This is a genomic window from Anabaena azotica FACHB-119, assembly GCF_014697625.1.
GTDB lineage: Bacteria > Cyanobacteriota > Cyanobacteriia > Cyanobacteriales > Nostocaceae > Trichormus > Trichormus azoticus_A.
This window is the reverse complement of the sequence record NZ_JACJSG010000002.1, coordinates 12,367-33,741: the sequence shown is the minus strand read 5'-3', so window position 1 is coordinate 33,741 and position 21,375 is coordinate 12,367. Positions and strand designations below refer to the sequence as shown.

Genomic DNA, 21,375 nt, shown 5'->3' with positions numbered 1-21,375 from the left:
CCTGTTGTAAAATTCCTCGCCCAATCAAACCGAGGACGAAAATATGACCAATTCAGCAATTAGTATTACCGTTAAATTATTTGCAGCGTATCAGGAAGCTTATGGAATACCAGAACTGGTTTTGCAATTTCCTAATGGTACACCAGTGAGTGCAGTGCGCGATCGCCTAATCACCGAACACCCAGAACTAGCCAAATGGCGCGACATCACCCGCTTCGGCGTTAACCTAATATTTGTCGAACCCGATACAGCCTTAAAAGATGGCGATGAAGTCGTGCTAATACCACCAGTTAGTGGTGGCTAGTCAATAGTCCATAGTCCATAGTCCATAGTCCATAATTTTTCTCCCTCATCTCCACATTCCCCTCCTGGGAGGGGCTAGGGGTGGGTTACTCCCTCATCTCCCCCAGTCCCCAGTCCCCACCCCCCAGTCCCCAATCCCCAATCATTTCACACTACCGCGAAAACGGATAAAACCGTAGGAATTAAGCGGTACACCAGAATCAGTTGCAAAAGGTAAATCGCCTAAATTCACAACCACAGTACCATTAGTATTAGCACCATTACAGTTAATGTTGGGGTAGATAGTTGTCGGGTCTACGCCAGGAGGAAAATAAACTCCCGCATCACCATCCACAACACCTGTCAGAGATACTTTAGTTCCGTTGTAGCTGAGAACTAGACCTCGGTCAGCCTTTGGGATACCGTCTGTGGCTTGGGGGGGGTTGCTGTTGAACGCCGTAGGGATAAAACTAACGTTATCAGGGATGCGATCGCAGATCAAAACATTCTTGGCGATCGCCTGACCAGCAGAGAGAAAATAGATCGTGTATTCTAGTTCATCCCCTGGTCGGACATTACCACCGTTAACGCCGCCAAAGAGAAAATTATTAGGATCAGGCCAGAATTGAGTGTCGGGTTGTTGTGGTGCAGGATTATCTAAGGTATTATCATCATAAGGGTTACTGGGTTCATTGAGATAAACACCCAAGTCATCGCCGGCGATCGTCGTGATACCGTTGTTCAATGCTGTGATGCGCTTCACCAGTAACAGGTTAGCTTTAGCACTGACCGCCACAACATCAAACCCAAAGTTAACAACCTGATTAGACCCGGACACAGTTACAGTAACATTATTAGGTGTTCCCAAGGTCAAGTTAGAGGGAATATCAGCATCGCTCGGATCGACTTGAACCTTATAACTACCATTGGCAATATTATTAAAAGCATAACCTCCAGTGGCGTTAGTTGTAGTACTGGCGATGACAGAATTATCGCTGGCGTTGAGCAGTCTAACTGTAATATTTGCTGGTAGCGTCGTTTCACCGGAATCAAAATCATCCTCACCATCGCTGTCTCGATACAAAGTACCAGAAATGGTGAAAGTTGATACTACGTTTGTCGTATCCGTACTGCTGTTATTCTTGTTATTACTATCAACCACTCCAGAAGGAGGGCTAACAGTAGCCGTATTAGTAATAATTCCAGTAGCATTAGCCGACACCGTAGCCGTCATCCTCAAAACTACACTTTGATTAGGTGCAAGGTTTAATCCTGTCCATTCTCCTGTATTACTGTTATAGGTTCCATCGTTAGTACTAAACTGCACATTTTGCAGTGACGCAGGCGGCGTATCCTGAACCGTCAAGCTGTTAACAGTGGTAGGGCCATTATTTTTGACAGTAATTGTATAAATAGTATTACTTCCTGGGTTGATGGTGGTTAAATCATCGGTTTTGGTGATTTCCAGGTCTGCGGTGGGAGTTACGTTTGTTTTATCCGTACTGCTGTTATTCTCGTTATTACTATCAACCACTCCAGAAGGAGGGCTAACAGTAGCCGTATTAGTAATAATTCCAGTAGCATTAGCCGACACCGTAGCCGTCATCCTCAAAACTACACTTTGATTAGGTGCAAGGTTTAATCCTGTCCATTCTCCTGTATTACTGTTATAGGTTCCATCGTTAGTACTAAACTGCACATTTTGCAGTGACGCAGGCGGCGTATCCTGAACCGTCAAGCTGTTAACAGTGGTAGGGCCATTATTTTTGACAGTAATTGTATAAGTGGTATTACTTCCTGGGGTGATATTGGTTAAATTATCAGTTTTGGTGATTTGCAGGTCTGTCGTTGGAATTGTATTGCGAAGAAAAACGCCGCCACCAGCTATTAAATCTAATCCACCATCAGTAGTGGAGTCGGTATCTTTAGGGAAGCCAATTAGATTTACTAAATCAGAGCTATCGGTAGTGGTGATATCTGGCGGGAACAGTGAATAACCATATATAGTCTGATTTGGACTAACACCAAGAGACTGATAACTAAAATAAATAGCACCGATTTTCTGTGAGGGAACGCTGTCTGTATATCTCAGGTTAGCTTCTCCTGGGTCTTTCCGCATCACTTCTGTTTGAATACTGGTGTTCGTTCCATTTCCCCAATTTGAGATTGTAGCGGTTTTCAAAGGGCCAAATGCAGTTGGGTTGCCAGCAGCATCAATTGCAGTAATAGCAGCAATTTTAAAGCCATCGTTAGCACCACGCTCAAGCACAAGGAAACCAATTCCATCCAAGTTTGCTGAAGGAGCTACTAAGCCACCTGTTTCTACAAAATCTACACGCTCAATGTTGTTATTGTTGGACTCAATATTATTTATAATACTGCCCTGATTGCCAAAAATATTGTCAGTACCTCTGTTGATGATATCAGAAAGTAGGGCTTGCTCCATTGTCGTGGCGGCGGAGGGTTTGACATTGAGATTACTGGGTAAGGAAAAGTTTGGGTCTCTCTCGTAGAATAGTAACTCCCGCTTCCCAGTTACCACACTATTATTAAGCCGATTGATGTTAATCCTGTTAACCAGTTTGATTAAATTAAATGTTTGACCTGATAAAATAAAAGAGGTGAGTCTCAGATCGTTAGTAGTACCTTGATTAAATTTGTGTTGGTTGATTTGGGAAGGATTTTTTACACCTTGAATACTATAATTACCACTTGTGTTACCACCGTTGTTGGTGTATGTAGCATTGAGTTGAGTAACGGCTGATTGTCCCAGCGCCTTCTGGCTGGTGAGCGTCCACATCAACAGTATTGGTGGTAGGGAAAGCAACAATTTTAAGGCTGGATAACAACGGGAAAGGGGCGACTTTTGCCTATTTCTATCACTCCCTAAACGCCCAGAAATTGGCTTGTTCTGAGACAGTAAATGCTTAAATAAACTTTTCATATCTCGCCCTTAGCCTCTCCCTGTGTTGCACTCTTCAACTGCTTAACTAAACCTGTGACTGTAGATTCTTTTGGCTGGCGTGGAACCGGCTTTTGTCTCCCGAAGCCCTCAAACAATTCATCCAGCTTGACAGTTAAACCCAAATAGGGGCCGCCAGCAGATCGCGTCCCGGAAAAATCTCGGTCATCGACTCTCCCAAACGCATAACCAGCAGATAGGCGTAGGTTAGGAGTTAAATAGTAACCAGTCTCCACTACAAAACCCGTTTCTGTATAACTAGACTGACTAATTACTCGCGCCTCACCAACCAAATCCCAACTATAACCCAGGCGATAAGTAGCACGTAATTGTCCTAAATTCACCGTACTTGTACCGACTAAATCACTGGCTAAATAAGAAGTGCTATTACGCAAGGCATATTTACCGTAAAATTCCCATTGCCAATTAGGAGCATAAATGGCTTCTAAAGCAAAAGTATGGTCTTGGGAACCTGTACCACTACCTAACAAAATGGTGTCGGGAATAGTTGCGGGATTTTCCCGATATTCATAACGCAACAAGGCGTTAAATTTATCGTTTTTGGGGTCACGGTAAGCCAAACCCACTTTCAAACTGACTGTATCACCCAACCCAGTCAATCTTTGATTGGCAGAGTTGGCTTGTTGATAACGCAGCAAACCTGTGAGTGCGGGGGAAATCTTCCCCACGGCGGCGGCGGAAATTACGGTGTTGGAACCAGAAGCAGAAGTGCGATATTCATAACGGGCGCTGGCTTGAAATTCCGGGTTATCAGAATATTCCAAGCCGATGCTGTAACTATCACCGCCATTAAATCCAATCGCTGAAGCACTTTGACCAACTGCAAAGGGTTGGGCGAATTGTTGACCTGCGGCTGTACGGTTGTAGAAGTTGCCAAAAACCCTTTCATAAGCCAGATTCAGCCGCAAACCACGAGCAATCATCCAACGGTTATTTAAACCGATCGCTCCTTGGGTCGTCAATTCGTTAGCACCACCAAGAATTGAGTAACGTGCGGTGAGGGTGGTATCAGAACCGAGTTTGTGTTCGCCGTTAATATTCAAGCTGGTGATGGAGTTACCAGCATTCTGACCACTGTTGTAATACTGTTGAGCCAGACTGATATTTACACCAGGAACAACTGCCCAATTTAGCCCGAAAACCGTGCGGTCGGGATACACTGTGTCTTTTTGGGAAGACAAGGTGAGTTCGTTTTGGGCTTGAAATGTCAGGTTGCTGGCGAGGGGATAGGTGAAACGACTACGTAATTGACTAGATGTGCTATTTAACGCATTATTGGGAATCCGGTCTTGGCGATCGCGATGAATCCAATCTACATCAACAGTGGCTTTCCCTAACCTTTGTTGAATCCCCGCCGAAATTGTTGTCAGGGAATTATCAACTTTACTACCAGGGGTGGCTTCGGAACGGGGGGAAAATAACTCTTCAAATGTATCTAGAGGTTGGGGTTGCACCCCAAAGTTATCTTCATGGTCGTATTGCAAGCGCAGATTTGTCGTTGGCGATACCTTCCCGCTCAATTGTGCGCCATAGCGAGTCTGACCGGGTGTAAAACTAATGGTGGCGTTATTGGCAAAGCCTGTGTCTGCATAGCGATAATAAGCACGACCTTGTAAACCTGCGAAAATCTGCCCTTGTGCTTCAAATCGATATGCTGCGCCACTTACCAGCCCCATCACGTCAGAATTATTCGTCGAATGGGCATATTCGGCAATTAATTCACTTTGGGAACCGAAAGAAAACCTCGCATCTGCACCATATAGTTCAAAATCCCGCACCCCTTGGTTTTCTCTGAGGTAAGTTGCAGCTAGCCAACTCTCTTGGTTGGCTGTGCGGGAGAAGTTGTATTGCAAACGACCTGCATAGATGTTGCTATCTGAGTTTTTGCTGTCATATTGATAAGTAGCAACGATGCGACGGACGAGGACTTGTCCATTTGCATCTACATCAGTACGCAAAACTGGCTCACGGAATAAGATAGTACCGCGATCGTAATCTATTTCATAGTCTGCGCCGCGATTGAGTGATTTCCGTTCCAGAACTGTACCAGGACGATTTAATTCTTCCAACTCAATAAACACGTTTTCACTACCCGCCACTACCAACCGCCGCGAGAGGAAATAATAGCCGCTTGTACCATCCGGCGCTATGGTATCTCGTTGAAAGGCTTCGACATTATTACCGTAAAACCCTGTTAATTGCAGGTTGCCAAAGTTGTAGTTAGCTTTAAAGCCGTGGAGTTGGCGAGTAACGGCGGTAAATTGTTGAGAAGAACGGGCAAATTCTTCGGTGTTGTAGTCGCCCCACATGGCATAATCAGGTGCTGCACCGGGAATACCAGTGGAACGCTCAAAACGCAGATATACGCTGTCAATGGAAGGGGTAACTACATCAACTTTGGAACTATCGCCGTAGACTGGATAGTTTTGTTCGTTAAATTGATATGACCTAAAAAGACGGTTGTCGCAGTTACAATCTTCGTTCAGGGGACGAGAACTATTATATGCACCCGTAAATAACCACTCACCGATCGCACCCGTGGCAAAGATGGCTGAGTTAAAATCTACCTGGGTGCTATTATCCCGGTTCGGTGGGAGGAAATTACGTAATTTATCGTAATAATTTGTCCCTCTCGCCCCCACACGCACATCAATTACCCCAGTCACCAAACTAGGACGGAGGGCTGTTTCAAATTGTACTTGAGTAAACGCTTCTAACTGGTTGGCGATCGCGCGGATGGTGACAATTTGTGCTTGTAGAGGCGATCGCAATTTGGCCGTAAATTGACCTTTTTTCGCCTCTACCTGAAACCCTGGTTGTTCCGGTTTCAAGTCCTGTCCTACCAACTCCCCAGCCGTAGGGATAAGAGTAACAACACCATCCTGATAAGAAGGATTACCCTTTTCATCCAACAGTTGACCGCGAATTGTCGCCGTGGAACGTCCATCCGCCGGAACACGAGATTCAACGGTTTCTATTGTTAATTTCTTAGCCGTTCCCCGCACCAGGACTTTTACAGTTACAGGTGCTTCCGTCCCCCCAACTATTTGGGCAGAAACGATATTTTCACCTTCTTTCAGGGATACACCATACCATGTCTGCGTTACTAAGTTAGTATCAGCATCAGTTTCGGTACGTCCAATTAAAGCAGCATCTACCAATACTCCATTTACTCGTAATTCTACTTGACTACCAGCCGGAAATTGTACAGATATTGTACTTGCTGGCACATCTAAAACACTGTCAGCAGTGGGAGTTACTATTTTTACCCCCGTGGCAGTAGTAGAAGTTTCTGGCGTTCCTCCATCACTCCCATCTGTTTGGGCGATTAATTTGCGTAAGCCTTTGGGTAATGCAACATCATCTGCTGGTGGGAATGGTTGAATAGCATTTGCTGATAGTTGCAAATCTTCTGCTTCTTTGGTTAGTTCAGTAGTTTGACTTAACCCCCTCTTCCCTACAAGCGAAGGGGGAATATTTAAAGCCTCTCTCCTTGTAGGGGAGAGGTTTGGAGAGGGGTTTTGTATTTCTTGCTGGGTTAATGCAGATGTTTGACCTAACCCCCTAACCCCCTTCCCTACAAGGGAAGGGGGAATATGTAGAGATGTTGTATCTAACGTCTTTATATCTGAGGAGTTTTCCTGAACCTCAGCATGAACTATGGCTGGATACAACACGAAGCTCAAAGCCCCAGCCATCGCTCCCATCAACTGCAAATTCAAAATACTTACAGGTTTCATGGCTTCACTACCTCCTCTGAGATGGGAGTTACTGCAAAGTTCATCCTCACCAAGCCGCCAGGTTGTAGGCGCACTAGACGAGATTGACTATTGCGTTCTTTAAATTTGTTGTTAGGAGCTAGTTTGTATCCAGGGACGCTGCTAAGGTCTAAGACTCCCGTGTGGCTTCCGGGTAAGGCGTTGGCTAAGGAAAACAAACCCTTGGGATCTGTGGTGATGCGGTTCCCATCTTGGAGGAAAATCACCGCGTTGGGAATCCCTGGTTCCCCTGGTTGCTGTTCACCATCAAAGTTTTTATCTTCAAATACTCGACCGATAATTGTGCCGCAATCTGCAACTATACCTGGGCGAATCTTCAGTAGATGGGTTGCTGGGCCGTCTTTGGTGCTAAATCCATTGTCAGCACGTTGGGCATTGACGATCGCACTATTACGACCACTACCACGTACCGCATCAGGAGTCAATTGAGCCGCATAGGCAATGTTAATTACTTTACCAGCAGGCAGAGTTGCATCAGTACGTAGAGTAATAGTGTTTCCATTACTTACGGCGGTGAAAGTCACTGGCTGTCCATCTATTTCACCGCGTACAGATTTAGGTATAAAGTTAAAACCGAAGGGTAAATTATCAGTAATTACTACATTATTTAAAGCTACTTCAGCTAAATTTCTGACTGTCAGACGATAGATAACCGTATCTCCAGGTTCAGCCGCAGCGCGATCGCCTGTTTTGATTATTTGCACCTGACTCGGCTGACACATATTCGTAGTGAACTCAAAAGCTAGTAAATCTAAACCCACTACTTCGGCGTTGGGAACTAAAACTACGGTACTTTCTAATCTGGTATCGCCAGTTAAACTAATTGGTTGACCATCTAAAGAAGTAGCAATATAACGAACAACATTATTATTAATAGTGCCGGTACTGTTAATAATTTCAATCCTGATCCGGCGCTGTCGATAAATCGAATTAGGCGGAGGATTGACAACCAAAATATAGACTCTACCTGGATCTGTTTGCCCCCTGTTGGGGTCAAGTAGGAAATTATAAACACCAGGAGAACTATTAGAAATGAAATAGGGGTTACTATTAGTAATATTTGGCCGCAAACCACCAGGAATATTATTATTAGGAACATCAGGTAATTCTGTCAGCGTTAAAGAAACTAATTGCCCTAATTCTGTTCCTGTTGGGTCGTTGGGGTTGGGTTCGTATATACCAACAGAAAAACCTGTATAGTCCGGTAAAAGCGACCCTCCACAGCCGAGAATCCTACCCAACGGGTCAACCAATGGCCCAGGTGTCACATTCAACTGGCTAGAACTGCTTCGATAATTGTTGTTACTATTAGGATCGCTATAAGTGTAGGCAGCTTGGTTAATTAAATCTACGGGTTGCTGAGACGCAACTGCATTGCTTGCTGGTTGCGATCGCGTTGGTGTAGCCATAGTAGTATGTAATACACTCCCCAGGAGAAATGTTGCGGTTAACCGTTGCAACCAGCGATTGATGGGGTTAATCTGCTTTTGTTTGTGAAAACGGCTCACTGATACTCGTCTCCCTGGAAGACTCTTTAATTTCTTAAATGGAATTTTTATACATGAAAATCTTGGCCAGTTGCGAAATTAAACGCCTGGAACGCAGTTGCGAACTCATGGAAATATTGACTTTAACAGCACTTTGTGCTTCAGGCGTTCAACATCGAAATTAGCGGACTTGGGTTTGATAAGTCGCCTTCAGGGTTGACTTAGCCGCCAGAGAGGGAATCAGTAAGCGAATGTTGGTATAAGCAGTGGCTGGCGCGGGTCTGAGTTCAACAGCGCCATTGGGGAGGGTAACTTTGACGGTGGGATTGTCTACAAAAGTACGTCCACCATCGATGCTGTAAGTAATTTTGCCATTATCAGGCACAGTGGCAGATTTGAGGATGTATCTCATCCCCCTGGGAATGGGTTGGTCTAGGTTGAGATTTTTGATGGGGCGATCGCTTTTATTTTCTGCATTCAATGTATAGCGTAATACGTCTCCAGGTGTAACAGTGGCTTGACCTTTCAACGCCACCCAAGTCTTAACTTGCTTACCTTGTTGATCCTGGGCAACAACTTGCTTTTCCACATCTAAACGTAATTGTACTGCCCCTTGGGGTTGGCGATTTTGCGCGATCGCCTGGGACTGCCAAACATGAGGAACCCCTGGAATTTGACTGAAAAATGGTATTGTAGCGACTAGTGCGATCGCTCCTAAACTGGCTAAAGAAACACCCTTCATAATTGATAACCTCAAAAATGTAGTAAATGTTGGTACTAACGCTGTAAAACTGACAAATGCTAGGTATAAATTGACTTTTCGCGGTATCTGGAAAACCTCTCTCCAAACCTCTCTCCTACAAGTCCAGAGGCTTTGATTTCTCCCCCTTCCCTACTAGGGAAGGGGGCTGGGGGGTTAGGTCTGGTGTTAACTTTTCCACATAACGTGAAAAGTCATAGGTATAAAATTGACTTTTCACGCTATCTGGAAAAACTTTCCCATGCCTTTGCTACACTCCCCCACAGGTAAGCCACGCTACCCAAACCTAGAATACAAGCTTGTCTTTCTCCCCCTTCCCTACTAGGGAAGGGGGCTGGGGGGTTAGGTCTGACGTTAATTCCACATCACGTGAAAAGTCACAGGTAGAACAAAGTAAATAATTCCCGACTTGTAGTAGAGGCGCAAAGCCGCCCCTACTAAAAGGATGAACAATGATTTTATACTTCCCCAATCAAGCCAGGAAATAACAGTCTTTCCTTGCCCTTTGCCAAAAATTATGACAAAGGACAAATGAACAACCTAATTCACTCGCCGTTGGAAAGTAAATGTTCTTTCCACATTCGGCCCAACCTTACCAGTGACGGTATTTACATACTTAGTCACATCACTATTTACCGTAGTTCCCGTTTGGTCAAGGCTGGGAGTCTTCGTCTCATCACCACTACCACTAAAGAAAGTAATAGTGGACGCACCAGAATCTTTAGCTGAACCTGCAATATTACTGGTATCAATCTGTCCATTATTATCGTTGTCTAATGCCCAATTATTGGGTGATATTGTCCCATCATCAGTAATTACAATCTTGTCAGCATCCAAGATCACATTGCCGCTTCCAGCTTGAGGAGTAGAAATATTTTTGTATCGAATTTGATACTCAATAATGTTTCCGGGAGCAGGTCTTTTCGGAGTTGAACTGAATGTGCCATCATTGCCCTGTACTACTGGCCCAGTTCCTTGTAATATGCGGGATTCTTTCACTAATCTCAGGTAGCCAGTGTACACACGATTAATTGTGGTATTCGTCTCAGGAGAACTATTTGGTGCAGTTCTAATGCTAGCTTCAATTGGTACTGGGAAGCCTCTATCGATATTAATATCTGTCGAGAGTGGAGTACCATCTGGTAAATCAACTTCCACACCATAGTTCAAATTTGTACCAGGGGCAACGTTAGGAATGGAAATTGCTGTAGTCCCCACCAAGTTGAAAGAGCCAGTGTTGTTATTATTGTCAAAAACATAGTTATAAATAGCTGACTGGCTACCATAGGTAATAGTCACCTTAGTACCATTTGGCAAATGACTGGGGTTACTTGGCGCTGTTGGAGATAGTGTGATAGTTCCAGCATTAGTACCACTGTTTCTAATTGTATTGGTGAAGGCAACCGGCGATGGGTCAAGTAGGGAACCAGGAGCTGTATTAGCCGGAACCAGTGCAGACTTGTTAGTAAAGTCATTGTTGTTATCAGTTGGGCCAATAGCATCTGGTGCATTTTGCGGCCCGTTTAATACTGCTACAGGTAATGCTACTTGCAGTTGAATCTGGTTTGCCTCACCGCCGATGCCTTCACCACTGTTGTTGTTCTCTGTGTCAACTCCTGTTTCTGGTGTTGTTGGGTTATTAATAAAACCAGAAGTAATATTATCACGCACCAAATCATTATTCTTGGGAAGACCAACTTGATCTGGATCTATCAACGCAGGAAGATTCATACTTCCTCTATTTCCATCAAAGTAGCTGGGATTTTCGTCTCCAGATTCGTCATAAACTAGGGTATCAGTACCAGATGTTTTACCATATACTTGGGCAATATTGGCAATAAATACAGGTGATGTACTAGCTGTCACCGCCAGTTGTATAGAGAAACCACTAGCTGTCTGACCAGGAGCAACAGCAGAAATTGAAGTTGGTATGTTGATGAAACCAACCCTGGTGACATTTGCGGGTATGCTATCTGGTGAGGAGAAGGTTTGCCAATTAGCTTGATCAATTGTAGTCCCCACTGGATCAGTTGTGTAAACTGCTTCCCAACCAGGAGGCGGAACTGGTACTGCGGCTAATCTTGTACCTGCCGGAATGGCATCGGAAATTAAAATTCTGGAGTCACGAGGATTACCATTAAGTTTAATGTCTGTACCAGTCAGAGGCGCAGGAGAAATTCCCCTTCCTGTAACGTCGTTGCTCTCCACTCGCAAACTCAAATTATAGGTGAGTTTGTCATCTGTAAGTGTACTAGCGTCAGAACCTGGGTCATCACTGGTGCGAGTTTTGAGAATAGTGGCTAAAGCGTAGGTTTTCAGTGATGTGCCAACTTGAATTTGCTGTGTGGCGCTGGCTTCCCGCACCCCGTTCACTGGCGCACCATCGACTTCATCAGGCGCATCATCTGGGTTATCTACAGTGTAAACGTCACCACCATCAGGATTCCGCAGTTGGTTTTGAGCGCCTCCAGGGGTGTTACCAAGGGTAACAGTAATTACATCGTTGTTTTGAGCGCCAACCTGTACGGTAACTGGGACACGTACTAAGACTGTACCCCCTGGTGCAACCGATGGTGTAATTGCCTCAGCGTCGGTGATGTTCTGCCATGAGTTACCACCATCAACACTGAATTGCAGCCTATTCGCTACACCACCATTGGGTATTGTACCAGCAACCGAACCTGGGCCTGTTGTTGAAGCTAAGTTAGGAATACGGAATTTGGTTGGGTCATTACCAACGTTGGTTAAGGTGTAGGTGTAGATTAATAAGTCGCCAACCGCAACACTTCCTCCATTATTATCGACAACACCAGAGGCAGTCACGGTAATACCAGCAACTTCTGCTACAGTTACGGTAACTGTGTTGGAGGTAGTATTTATCCTTGTTCCCGGATTATTCGGGTCTTCATAAGTACCAGTTGCTCTGTTTTCTATTGGTTTACCTGCGGCAGTTCCTTCAGCAAATACGGGGGCGGCAAATGGGAGAATACCGTTAGCTAGGAATGCTGCTGCTACTAATGCACGGTAAAGCTTAGGCTTTTTAGTCTTGGTAATTTGAGGACTAGATTTCATTTGGTGTAGTTGCTTTATAGATACAGGGTGATAAGTTGTGAGCAGAGTAAGTGCATACAAGCCTAAGTTTTCTACTCTCTTGTTGCACTTAACGATGAAAATCCTGGCTACAGGAAGATTCACCCTTAAGTTCCTGAGTAGAGAACTGACTTCTCACGGGCTGGAAGACCTCTCTCCAAACCTCTCTCCTACCAGGAGAGAGGCTTTGATTTTTCCCCCTTCCCTTCAAGGGAAGGGGGCTGGGGGGTTAGGTCTCGTGTTAACTTTTCCACATAACGTGAAAAGTCAGAGTAGAGAAGACTTAAGATTTGCGGTGTTACAAAGTTATCTTTGTGACAAATACAACTAACGCCAAAAGACATTGTATTTTTGGGAACACCTATTTGATGCAAACAGACTGATATTAACCAGTTACAGGTCAAACATATGTATTTTCAATGCTTTGATTAGTTATTTGTTATAAAGCGATCGCTCATCCATAGCAAAGTTAATTCAAAATAAACCAATAACAAAAGGGTCAAAATACTAGTATTACAACTTAAGGAAACGGTATTTTCCAGCATATTTACTTAAGTAATTTACTGATGCTCTTGTATTTTTTGTACTAAAAATTCAATCTATTCTAGTTAATTTCCCTAGATTGACATCAGCGAAAAACTGAGAAGCCGATTCTGTGAAAAAAGTTAAACCCGATAATTTTAGTCGGGTATGTTTGACTAGTGCATTTACCCGTGTTACTATCAAGCGCAGTTGACGGACAAACAGGGAAGGCTAGTTTTATGACTCAGGCAATATCCAAACTCACCCAAGCAAGCAATGCCACATTAAAAGCTTTGAAATGTAAAGAATGTGGCGCAGAATATGAACTTAAAGCCAGTCATGTGTGTGAATTTTGCTTTGGGCCGTTGGAAGTTAAGTATGACTACGATGCTTTGCGTCAGTCTGTGAGCCGTGAAAAAATTCAAGCTGGCCCTAACTCTATTTGGCGCTACCGTGCCTTCCTGCCCGTCGCAACTGACAATGTTATAGATGTGGGAACAGGTATGACTCCCCTGGTACGTTCCCATCGTCTCGCCCGTCGCCTGGGTCTAAACAAGCTTTACATTAAAAATGATGCGGTGAATATGCCCACCCTCAGCTTTAAGGATCGGGTGGTGTCCGTCGCCCTTTCTCGCGCTAGGGAGTTGGGATTCACTACAGTTTCCTGCGCTAGCACAGGTAACTTAGCCAATTCTACAGCTGCGATCGCCGCTCACGCCGGTTTAGATTGCTGCGTCTTCATCCCCGCCGATTTGGAAGCAGGGAAAGTATTAGGTAGCTTAATCTATAGTCCTACCCTCATGGCTGTGAAAGGCAACTACGACCAAGTAAATCGCCTCTGTTCGGAAGTAGCCAATACACATGGATGGGGTTTTGTCAATATTAACTTGCGCCCCTATTACTCGGAAGGTTCCAAAACTCTGGGTTATGAAGTAGCCGAACAACTAGGTTGGGAACTCCCAGATCATATAGTTGCACCTTTGGCTTCCGGTTCACTGTTCACCAAGATTTATAAAGGCTTCCAAGAGTTTGTGGAAGTTGGTTTAGTGGAAGGTAAGCAAGTCCGCTTCAGTGGCGCACAGGCTGAAGGCTGTTCTCCCATCGCTGAAGCATTTAAGGAAGACAGAGACTTTATTAAACCAGTTAAACCGAATACAATTGCTAAATCAATTGCGATCGGCAACCCAGCAGATGGTGTTTATGCAGTTGATATTGCCAAGAAAACAGGCGGTAATATTGAAGCAGTAACTGATGCAGAAATTATCGAAGGCATCAAGTTACTGGCAGAAACAGAAGGCATCTTTACCGAAACAGCTGGTGGTACAACCGTCGCTGTACTGAAAAAATTGGTAGAAGCTGGCAAGATAGATCCAGATGAAACTACCGTGGTTTACATCACTGGCAACGGTTTGAAAACCCAAGAAGCAGTACAAGGCTACGTTGGCGAACCTTTGACAATTGATGCCAAACTCGATAGTTTCGAGCGTGCATTAGAACGCTCTCGTACCCTTGATCGCCTAGAATGGCAACAAGTCCTAGTTTAGTCATTAGTCATTGGTCATTGGTCATTAGTTATCGGCCAGTGACAACTGACAACCGACAACTGACAACTGACAACTGACAACTAACAACTGACAAATAATTTATTAACTATGGCTGTAAAAGTTTTAGTTCCAACCGCACTGCAAAATTTCACAAACAATCAAGCTGCTTTAGAATCGAGTGGTGGTAATATTGCAGAACTCCTAGATTCTCTAGACAAAAGCTTTCCTGGTATTAAATCGCGGTTGTGCGATGAGAAAGGACAGCCACGGCGCTTTTTGAATTTATACGTCAACAGCGAAGATATCCGTTTTCTAGATGGGACAGCTACATCCTTGAAAGATGGTGATGAAGTGAGTATTGTCCCTGCGGTTGCTGGTGGTTGATACTGCAAAGTTTAGGTTTATCGACTGTTTGAAGTTATAAGTCAACTAGGTTATGCGTACTTTTTCCCCTAATTATGGGGGAGAAAGTTATAATTGTATTTAGTTAACCCTGAGTAAGTTGTTGTTGCCAATAGTTATTGTTCTCAATTGTGAGGATAATTCTTTTATAGGATTCATTTTCTAACTCAATAGTTAAGTAGTTAGTATCTCGATTTACATACCAAAATTCTTTACCACTTTCAGTATAATAGGTTCCGGCTTTGATTATCCCTGGAATCATACTACCCGGTGTGCGTAGTTCCTTCCAGCTACTTTGAGGTTTAGCTGCAGTTACTTGTTTGATATGTGCTAACGGTATTAACCAAAGTTTTTGGAAACGCACAGCCAATAGTTGCTCTTTCCAAGTAAATTCTATTTGTAATTGGTCGTTAACTATATTCAACTGCATTATTATTCTGTGGCTATATTTTATTTCTACTGTTGCCTAAAAATCTAAATAGTCAATATATATCTTAATATACGCTTTCTGTGTTCTTTGTACTTCTGCAATTAAATAAATAATTCTTAACCACAGAGTCACAAAGGCTGACAGAGGTACATATACTATGAAAATAAAATACAAGTTTTATATAGGAATCCGATTTGGTGTCTGAAAAAATATCAGTATATGTAGGGTGTGTTAGGCGTAAGCTGTAACGCACCTAAAGCATCAGGCTAGGTGCGTTACTATCAAAATAAAATACAAGTTTTATAGTTTAAGTAAATAAATTAGTCTAAAAATGATAAGTAGTAATTTAGAACAGTTTGCCAGTGATAATTATTCCGGTATTTGTCCAGAAGCAATGGACTACATGATTAAAGCTAATCAAGGTAGTGCGCCAGCTTATGGAAATGATGAATGGACTCAAAAATCTACAGATTATTTTCGAGAGTTATTTGAAATTGATTGTGAGGTATTTTTCACTTTTAACGGTACAGCCGCTAATTCATTATCACTAGCGGCACTTTGTCAGTCATATCATAGCGTTATCTGTCACGAAACAGCGCATATAGAAACTGATGAATGTGGCGCACCAGAATTTGCTTCTAATGGTTCTAAGCTGTTACTGGCGAAAGGAGAAAAGGGAAAGTTAACACCTGAAGCTATAGAATCTGTTATTACTAAACGGGCTGATATTCATTATCCCAAGCCCAAGGTTATTAGTATTACACAAGCAACTGAATTAGGTACTTTGTATTCTGTACAAGAACTTTTAGGTATTAAAGAAATTGCCCAAAAATATAAATTAAAAATTCACATGGACGGCGCACGTTTTGCGAATGCAGTTGCAACTATGAATAAAAGTCCTGCGGAAATTAGCTGGAAAAGTGGAGTAGATGTGTTGTGTTTCTGCGGGACAAAAAATGGGATGGCTTTGGGGGAAGCAATTATTTTCTTTAATAAAGCCTTAGCGGAAGATTTTGATTACCGTTGCAAACAAGCAGGACAATTAGCCTCAAAAATGCGATTTATTTCTGCGCCTTGGTTGGGTTTGTTAGAAACTGGTGCATGGTTAAAAAATGCCCATCATGCTAATCAATGTGCTGCATATTTAGAGAATGAATTGTTAAATATAGATGGTGCAGAAATTATGTTTCCTCGTGAAGCTAATGGAGTGTTTGTGAAATTACCGGAGCGAGTGATTCAATATTTAAAGGATAAAAATTGGCAGTTTTATACTTTTATTGGGGTGGGTGGTGTACGTTTTATGTGTTCTTGGAACACCAGCAAGGAGAGAATTGATCAGTTGATTGAGGATATTAGGGCAGGGTTTTTTCTAGAGGCTAGAGGTTAGAGTAAGTAACGGTGGAAAATCAATCAAAATACAGCAGTTTCGCTATTCGTGAAATACTGTAGAGACGTTACATGTAACGTCTCTACATGGTTTTGGGTTTTACGCTTGTACCTCATTTACCCAAAATATGCTGTATGTTAAGAAATGTAAAATTATTACAATTCAGTTCGTAGTAAGGACTTTAGTCCTTCTTTGAGGACTAAAGTCCTTACTACAAACCTTGATTTATTTATTCTGTTTTACTTATGATGCAGAGGAAAGTTGGTGGAGACTTCCCTGTGTAGAGTCCACCTAAATTAATCATACAAACCCAAAAGCAAAATACTTTCCAGTATGTACCCTGTACCCTATTCCCTATTGCCTATCTTAGAGTTATGCTAATTTTTATTAAGATTTAAGAATTGGGCGAGAACACGATGAATCTGGAATTGTCTGCCTCGGTTAAATATTGGCTAAATTTCTTTCACCCCTTGATTATGTGGGTGTTATTAGCACTCTCACTTTACGCAGCTTATCTGGGGCTACAGGTACAGCGTACCAGAAATGCTCAAGGCGAAGAAAAGAAAGAATTGATTAAGGGTAGATATAATGTCAGACACCACCAAATAGGTTCGATACTTTTAGCCTTGATGGTTACTGGGTCAATTGGTGGGATGGCTGTTACCTATATTAATAACGGTAAGCTATTTGTGGGGCCGCACCTCCTAGCCGGACTAGGTATGACAGGTTTAATTTCGTTCTCTGCGGCTTTATCTCCTTATATGCAGAAAGGGGCAAATTGGGCGAGAGTAAGCCATATTTTAATCAACTTTGTGATGTTAGGGCTTTTTACTTGGCAAGCCATCACTGGTGTGCAAATTGTCCAAAGGATACTTTCTCAGGCTTAGTCATTAGTCCAGAGTCCAGAGTCCATAGTCCATAGTCCATAGTCATTAGTTTTGGACTGTTGACTGTTGACTATTGACTGTTGACTGTTGACTGTTGACTATTGACTAAAGCCGCAAGCTTGGTGAAAGTCTTCTTGGACTTTGCGGGTGAGGCGGCGGGAAACTTGGCGGACGATTTGGTTAAGTAAGCGATCGCCTGTAGACTGAATTAAAGATTTCGGCAAACGCTGGATAAATCGCGGGAAGTGGAGACAGACTGTTAAATCTAATTCCCATTCGACTCTTGTGATGATGGTTTCGGCGAAATCTTCTTTTAACTCAAGTGCAGCGCGATAATCTACATCATACCCTGGTGGTTGATAGTCGGGAATGGGAATGGTGCGGATACGATAAACTCCCTCATCTGGAGGTAAGAGTTCTAAACCAATCTTCGGTTCTACTTCATAACCAAAAGCACCAAATCGACCAATGGTTAAAGCATAACCATTTTCACCCAAGGGTTGCACCTTCATCGGTTCAGCACAGCGTGTAAACCAGCCAGCATGACCATTGAGATACTCAGCAACTGTTGCTGCTGAGGCATTCATTTCCATAGAGTCACTATAGCGACCGTAAAATTTGCTTGGCTTACCAACATTTAATCCTGTGTCTGCTGCGTCCTCAGTTTCTGGAGAATTGGGAACGACAGGCACAGTTTTTTCTGCTATATCCAGAGATTGATATTCGCCGTTTGTTGAAACCATCAATGCGTTCCCCTCTAATTTGGCGTTTGTCTATAATTAAATAATTCCCAGGCTATGCGCCTTCTTTAGCACTAGTCTCTTATTTTGCCGGAAATCTTATTAATCTGTCATGAACTTCATGGAATCACTACAATATACTGAGCAGTCAAATATTAAATAATCAGGATAGCGTGAATCATGAAAGCATTTGTAGCCGGGGCAACAGGTGAAACAGGTCGCCGTATCGTGCAAGAGTTGATAGCGCGGAATATTCCTGTACGTGCTTTAGTTAGAGATGAACAAAAAGCTAGAGCTATATTACCTCCTGAAGTAGAGTTAGTTGTGGGTGATGTATTAAATCCCGCCAGCCTAACTGCGGCTTTGGGAGATAGTACTGTAGTACTGTGTGCGACTGGGGCAAAACCGAGTTTTGACCTGACAGGGCCTTATAAAGTAGATTTTGAAGGCACTAAAAATTTAGTAGATGTAGCAAAAGCCAAGGGAATTGAGAATTTTGTTTTAGTTACCTCTTTGTGCGTGTCGCAATTTTTCCATCCGTTGAACTTGTTTTGGTTAATTCTGGTATGGAAGAAACAAGCGGAAGAGTATTTACAAAAAAGTGGTCTTACTTATACGATAGTCCGTCCAGGTGGCTTAAAAAATGAGGATAACTCAGATGCGATCGTTATGCAAAGTGCTGATACATTATTTGACGGTAGCATTCCCCGGCAGAAAGTAGCCAAAGTATGTGTAGAATCTTTGTTTGAGCCAAGCGCCAGCAATAAAATAGTGGAGATTGTTGCGAAACCAGAGGCTAGTATCAAAACCTTTACAGAGTTATTTCAGCAGTGTTAGTCAATAGTCAATAGTCAATAGTCAATAGTCAATAGTCAATAGTCAACTGTCAACTGTCAACTGATAACTGTCAACTGATAACTGATAACTGACATTTACCGAAATTGACAAGTCTATTTTTGTTGTTAGATTAGAGAGCGAATTTACAAGGAGTGAAAATCTGAAAGGTTTTGAACTCAAGGGCGTAGAAAAACTAATTGGCCCGATAGCTGCACTTCTCGGCTTTGTGTACCTGTTTCAATGGTATATCTTTGGAGAATTGCGATCGCCCTCTGACCCCACCTTTGGCAATAATTTACCACCTTTGGTAATGAAAGGGGGCGATCCCTACATCCGTGCTTTAATGCGAACAATTTCCGCCAGTGAAGCTAATGGCAACCGTCCTTACTCACTGTTATATGGTGGGAAGCAGGTAAACGACCTGAGCAAGCATCCTGAAATTTGTGTTACTATCGTCACAGGGCCAAACACAGGTAATTGTTCGACTGCGGCTGGACGATATCAAATTATCAATACTACTTGGTTTCAAATTGCTCCTCGTTACCATCCAAAACCATCGCCCATGATGTTTTGGTCTAGTTATAGTTTTGAACCAGAATATCAAGATTTAGTCGTTTACCGTTGGTTAAATGATTCACGAGCTTGGGGTGTGGATATTTCCCAACTATTGCGCCAAGGCAAAATTAATGATGTTTTGCGGCGACTCTCCCCCACTTGGACAAGTTTAGGTTATGGCATAGAGACAAATTCTATTAGTAGTTCTCTGCCAAGAATTTATCAGAAAATGTTACAAGAAGAATTAACATCAGCTAACAATTCTGCATCAACAACTGTTACCCCAACTCCTACGCCTAAGAGTCGAGCTAGAGAATAATTGAATAGCGAAAATTCTCCTGAAACTTACTCATAGGTATTTAGCCGGGCTTGATATGATGCCAGTTAGATGCGCCTATAAATTCCCGCCACCACTTGCTAAAACGGGAGTAACATCGGCAAAGCAGGGCTGATCCTACGAAATCTTAAGGTTGTATGAATTAGCCGCAGAGGTAGCTTCACTTTGTGATGAAATTCACCAGATGAATCAGTCGTTTAATACTGAAATTGAACAGGCTAAAACTCCATTAGATCAGGTAGGTGTGCAATTCTGCCCAACACCAACACCCAAGCGGAATTGATGCTTGCGGAGTCAATGCGATCGCTTGTCGCATCCCTGGCTATTCCCCACACCCAATCGAAGGTTAGTAATTATGTCAGTTTAAAGGCACTTTATACAGCCAAGAATCAAGGCAGAAATCAAGCCGTATCATATTAATTATGCTTAACAAATTTGGTTTCATGAAAAAAATATTTAACATTCTGCACAAATTCTAATGTATTCTCAAAATGAATATTATGTGCAGCATTACTGATAATATTGAGTTTCGCTCTTGAAGATACATGAACCATTTCTCTATTGATTTTTATAAACTTATCATCATGCTCACCAACTAGCAATAATAGCGGAACTAGATTATCTTTTAACTTTTCCCATAGAGAAGGTTGGCTTCCAGTCCCCATGAATCGTAATGATTTCACTAGCTCAAGAGGCTGATTTTGTAACCTACTTTCCAACATATCTGCAAACTCTTGATGATATTTGATATTGCCGAAAATCGTTTGACTATACCAATTGAGCAAAAATTCAGCAAAATCTAATTTAGCTAAACTTCTTGCTAATTTTTTACTTATTTGAGCATCACGTTTAACTCTTTCTAATCGTTCTGCTTCTGTAGGTAAACCTGGAGAAGCAGATTCTAATACTACTTGATAAAATCTTTCAGGGAAATGCAAAGTTAGATATAATGCTAATCTTCCACCCATTGAATAACCAACTAAAAAACATTTAGCAATTTGCAATTCATCTAATAAATTAATTAAGCCTTGAGCAGTATTTTCCATCGAATAATATTCATCTCCACCTAATACTTGAGTCTTTCCATGTCCAGGTAAGTCAAGTGTTAGATAGGAAAAATCATCACCTAGTAATTTTATTGCCTCATCAAATTCATTTATATTACCCATGAAGCCATGAAGGAGGAGAATCACGGGTTTATAAGAATTTATAATTAATGAATAGTTAAAATGATAATTTTTTATAATCGTCATATTTTATATACAGCCAATTTAGTCTGAGTGGAATACATAACAGTCGGGCAATATTCCCAGACTATTAAATTTGTATTCCATTTTTCCGTAAAATTATCAT

At 42.5% G+C, this 21,375-nt stretch carries 16 protein-coding genes; 8 read left to right on the top strand and 8 right to left on the bottom strand.

Annotation, left to right across the window (positions count from 1 at the left end):
* The first annotated feature begins 43 nt into the window (after positions 1–43).
* Entirely contained in the window at positions 44–304 is a 261-nt protein-coding gene (locus H6G83_RS01495) for a MoaD/ThiS family protein (protein ID WP_190465931.1), read from the top strand.
* Between the two features lie 141 nt (positions 305–445).
* Here H6G83_RS01495 and H6G83_RS01490 read toward each other — a convergent pair whose 3' ends face one another.
* From H6G83_RS01490 to H6G83_RS01470, 5 genes are all read right to left on the bottom strand, one after another.
* Positions 446–3,226, bottom strand: coding sequence for an SdrD B-like domain-containing protein (locus tag H6G83_RS01490; RefSeq protein WP_190465930.1), 2,781 nt, complete (start codon positions 3,224–3,226; stop codon positions 446–448).
* Positions 3,223–7,005, bottom strand: coding sequence for a TonB-dependent receptor (locus tag H6G83_RS01485; RefSeq protein WP_190465928.1), 3,783 nt, complete (start codon positions 7,003–7,005; stop codon positions 3,223–3,225). Before H6G83_RS01485 ends, H6G83_RS01490 begins: the two co-directional genes overlap by 4 nt.
* The gene (locus H6G83_RS01480) at positions 7,002–8,453 is read right to left on the bottom strand and encodes an isopeptide-forming domain-containing fimbrial protein (protein ID WP_190466454.1); all 1,452 of its coding nucleotides are present in this window, start codon (positions 8,451–8,453) and stop codon (positions 7,002–7,004) included. Before H6G83_RS01480 ends, H6G83_RS01485 begins: the two co-directional genes overlap by 4 nt.
* 259 nt (positions 8,454–8,712) lie before the next feature.
* A complete protein-coding gene (locus H6G83_RS01475) occupies positions 8,713–9,273 on the bottom strand; it encodes a DUF11 domain-containing protein (RefSeq protein ID WP_190465926.1) in 561 nt (186 codons plus the stop codon).
* 558 nt (positions 9,274–9,831) lie between these two features.
* On the bottom strand, positions 9,832–12,363 hold the full coding sequence (locus tag H6G83_RS01470) for a DUF7925 domain-containing protein (RefSeq protein ID WP_190465924.1): 2,532 nt from the start codon (positions 12,361–12,363) through the stop codon (positions 9,832–9,834).
* A 779-nt stretch (positions 12,364–13,142) separates the two neighbouring features.
* On the opposite strand from H6G83_RS01470, the gene thrC reads away from it, so the two are divergent.
* Entirely contained in the window at positions 13,143–14,447 is a 1,305-nt protein-coding gene (gene thrC / locus H6G83_RS01465) for a threonine synthase (protein WP_190465922.1), read from the top strand.
* Between the two features lie 108 nt (positions 14,448–14,555).
* The gene (locus tag H6G83_RS01460) at positions 14,556–14,831 is read left to right on the top strand and encodes a MoaD/ThiS family protein (protein ID WP_190465920.1); all 276 of its coding nucleotides are present in this window, start codon (positions 14,556–14,558) and stop codon (positions 14,829–14,831) included.
* A gap of 103 nt (positions 14,832–14,934) precedes the next feature.
* Here the strand turns inward: H6G83_RS01460 and H6G83_RS01455 are convergent, their stop codons facing one another.
* Positions 14,935–15,279, bottom strand: a complete 345-nt coding sequence (locus H6G83_RS01455) for a hypothetical protein (RefSeq protein WP_190465918.1) — start codon at positions 15,277–15,279, stop codon at positions 14,935–14,937.
* 334 nt (positions 15,280–15,613) lie between these two features.
* On the opposite strand from H6G83_RS01455, the gene H6G83_RS01450 reads away from it, so the two are divergent.
* Complete coding sequence (locus H6G83_RS01450; protein WP_190466451.1) at positions 15,614–16,666, top strand: threonine aldolase family protein; 1,053 nt, start codon at positions 15,614–15,616, stop codon at positions 16,664–16,666.
* Between the two features lie 416 nt (positions 16,667–17,082).
* Positions 17,083–17,553 (top strand): DUF4079 domain-containing protein, encoded by a 471-nt coding sequence (locus H6G83_RS01445; protein WP_190465916.1) that lies wholly within the window; start codon positions 17,083–17,085, stop codon positions 17,551–17,553.
* A 98-nt stretch (positions 17,554–17,651) separates the two neighbouring features.
* Here the strand turns inward: H6G83_RS01445 and H6G83_RS01440 are convergent, their stop codons facing one another.
* Positions 17,652–18,296, bottom strand: coding sequence for a DUF1997 domain-containing protein (locus H6G83_RS01440; RefSeq protein WP_190465914.1), 645 nt, complete (start codon positions 18,294–18,296; stop codon positions 17,652–17,654).
* Positions 18,297–18,473: 177 nt separating this feature from the next.
* On the opposite strand from H6G83_RS01440, the gene H6G83_RS01435 reads away from it, so the two are divergent.
* The 3 genes from H6G83_RS01435 (at position 18,474) to H6G83_RS01425 (ending at position 20,442) form a co-directional block, all read left to right on the top strand.
* The gene (locus H6G83_RS01435; RefSeq protein ID WP_190465911.1) at positions 18,474–19,130 is read left to right on the top strand and encodes an SDR family oxidoreductase; all 657 of its coding nucleotides are present in this window, start codon (positions 18,474–18,476) and stop codon (positions 19,128–19,130) included.
* A gap of 196 nt (positions 19,131–19,326) precedes the next feature.
* Positions 19,327–20,004: a glycoside hydrolase family 24 protein gene (locus H6G83_RS01430; RefSeq protein WP_313934948.1), complete on the top strand. Its 678-nt coding sequence runs from the start codon at positions 19,327–19,329 to the stop codon at positions 20,002–20,004.
* 300 nt (positions 20,005–20,304) lie between these two features.
* A complete protein-coding gene (locus H6G83_RS01425) occupies positions 20,305–20,442 on the top strand; it encodes a nucleotidyl cyclase domain-containing protein (RefSeq protein WP_190465907.1) in 138 nt (45 codons plus the stop codon).
* On the opposite strand, the gene menH is transcribed toward H6G83_RS01425, so the two are convergent.
* Positions 20,439–21,275: a 2-succinyl-6-hydroxy-2,4-cyclohexadiene-1-carboxylate synthase gene (gene menH, locus H6G83_RS01420; protein WP_190465905.1), complete on the bottom strand. Its 837-nt coding sequence runs from the start codon at positions 21,273–21,275 to the stop codon at positions 20,439–20,441. The two genes, H6G83_RS01425 and menH, sit on opposite strands and share 4 nt — an antisense overlap.
* Positions 21,276–21,375 lie beyond the last annotated feature (100 nt).

Bases quoted from the DNA above. Each gene is read 5' to 3' on its own strand.
- H6G83_RS01475 (WP_190465926.1), bottom strand. From the start codon at position 9,273: ATGAAGGGTGTTTCTTTAGCCAGTTTAGGAGCGATCGCACTAGTCGCT.
- H6G83_RS01495 (WP_190465931.1), top strand. From the start codon at position 44: ATGACCAATTCAGCAATTAGTATTACCGTTAAATTATTTGCAGCGTAT.
- H6G83_RS01490 (WP_190465930.1), bottom strand. From the start codon at position 3,226: ATGAAAAGTTTATTTAAGCATTTACTGTCTCAGAACAAGCCAATTTCT.
- H6G83_RS01460 (WP_190465920.1), top strand. From the start codon at position 14,556: ATGGCTGTAAAAGTTTTAGTTCCAACCGCACTGCAAAATTTCACAAAC.
- H6G83_RS01435 (WP_190465911.1), top strand. From the start codon at position 18,474: ATGAAAGCATTTGTAGCCGGGGCAACAGGTGAAACAGGTCGCCGTATC.
- H6G83_RS01485 (WP_190465928.1), bottom strand. From the start codon at position 7,005: ATGAAACCTGTAAGTATTTTGAATTTGCAGTTGATGGGAGCGATGGCT.
- H6G83_RS01470 (WP_190465924.1), bottom strand. From the start codon at position 12,363: ATGAAATCTAGTCCTCAAATTACCAAGACTAAAAAGCCTAAGCTTTAC.
- menH (WP_190465905.1), bottom strand. From the start codon at position 21,275: ATGACGATTATAAAAAATTATCATTTTAACTATTCATTAATTATAAAT.
- thrC (WP_190465922.1), top strand. From the start codon at position 13,143: ATGACTCAGGCAATATCCAAACTCACCCAAGCAAGCAATGCCACATTA.
- H6G83_RS01440 (WP_190465914.1), bottom strand. From the start codon at position 18,296: ATGGTTTCAACAAACGGCGAATATCAATCTCTGGATATAGCAGAAAAA.
- H6G83_RS01425 (WP_190465907.1), top strand. From the start codon at position 20,305: ATGCTTGCGGAGTCAATGCGATCGCTTGTCGCATCCCTGGCTATTCCC.
- H6G83_RS01445 (WP_190465916.1), top strand. From the start codon at position 17,083: ATGAATCTGGAATTGTCTGCCTCGGTTAAATATTGGCTAAATTTCTTT.
- H6G83_RS01455 (WP_190465918.1), bottom strand. From the start codon at position 15,279: ATGCAGTTGAATATAGTTAACGACCAATTACAAATAGAATTTACTTGG.
- H6G83_RS01480 (WP_190466454.1), bottom strand. From the start codon at position 8,453: ATGGCTACACCAACGCGATCGCAACCAGCAAGCAATGCAGTTGCGTCT.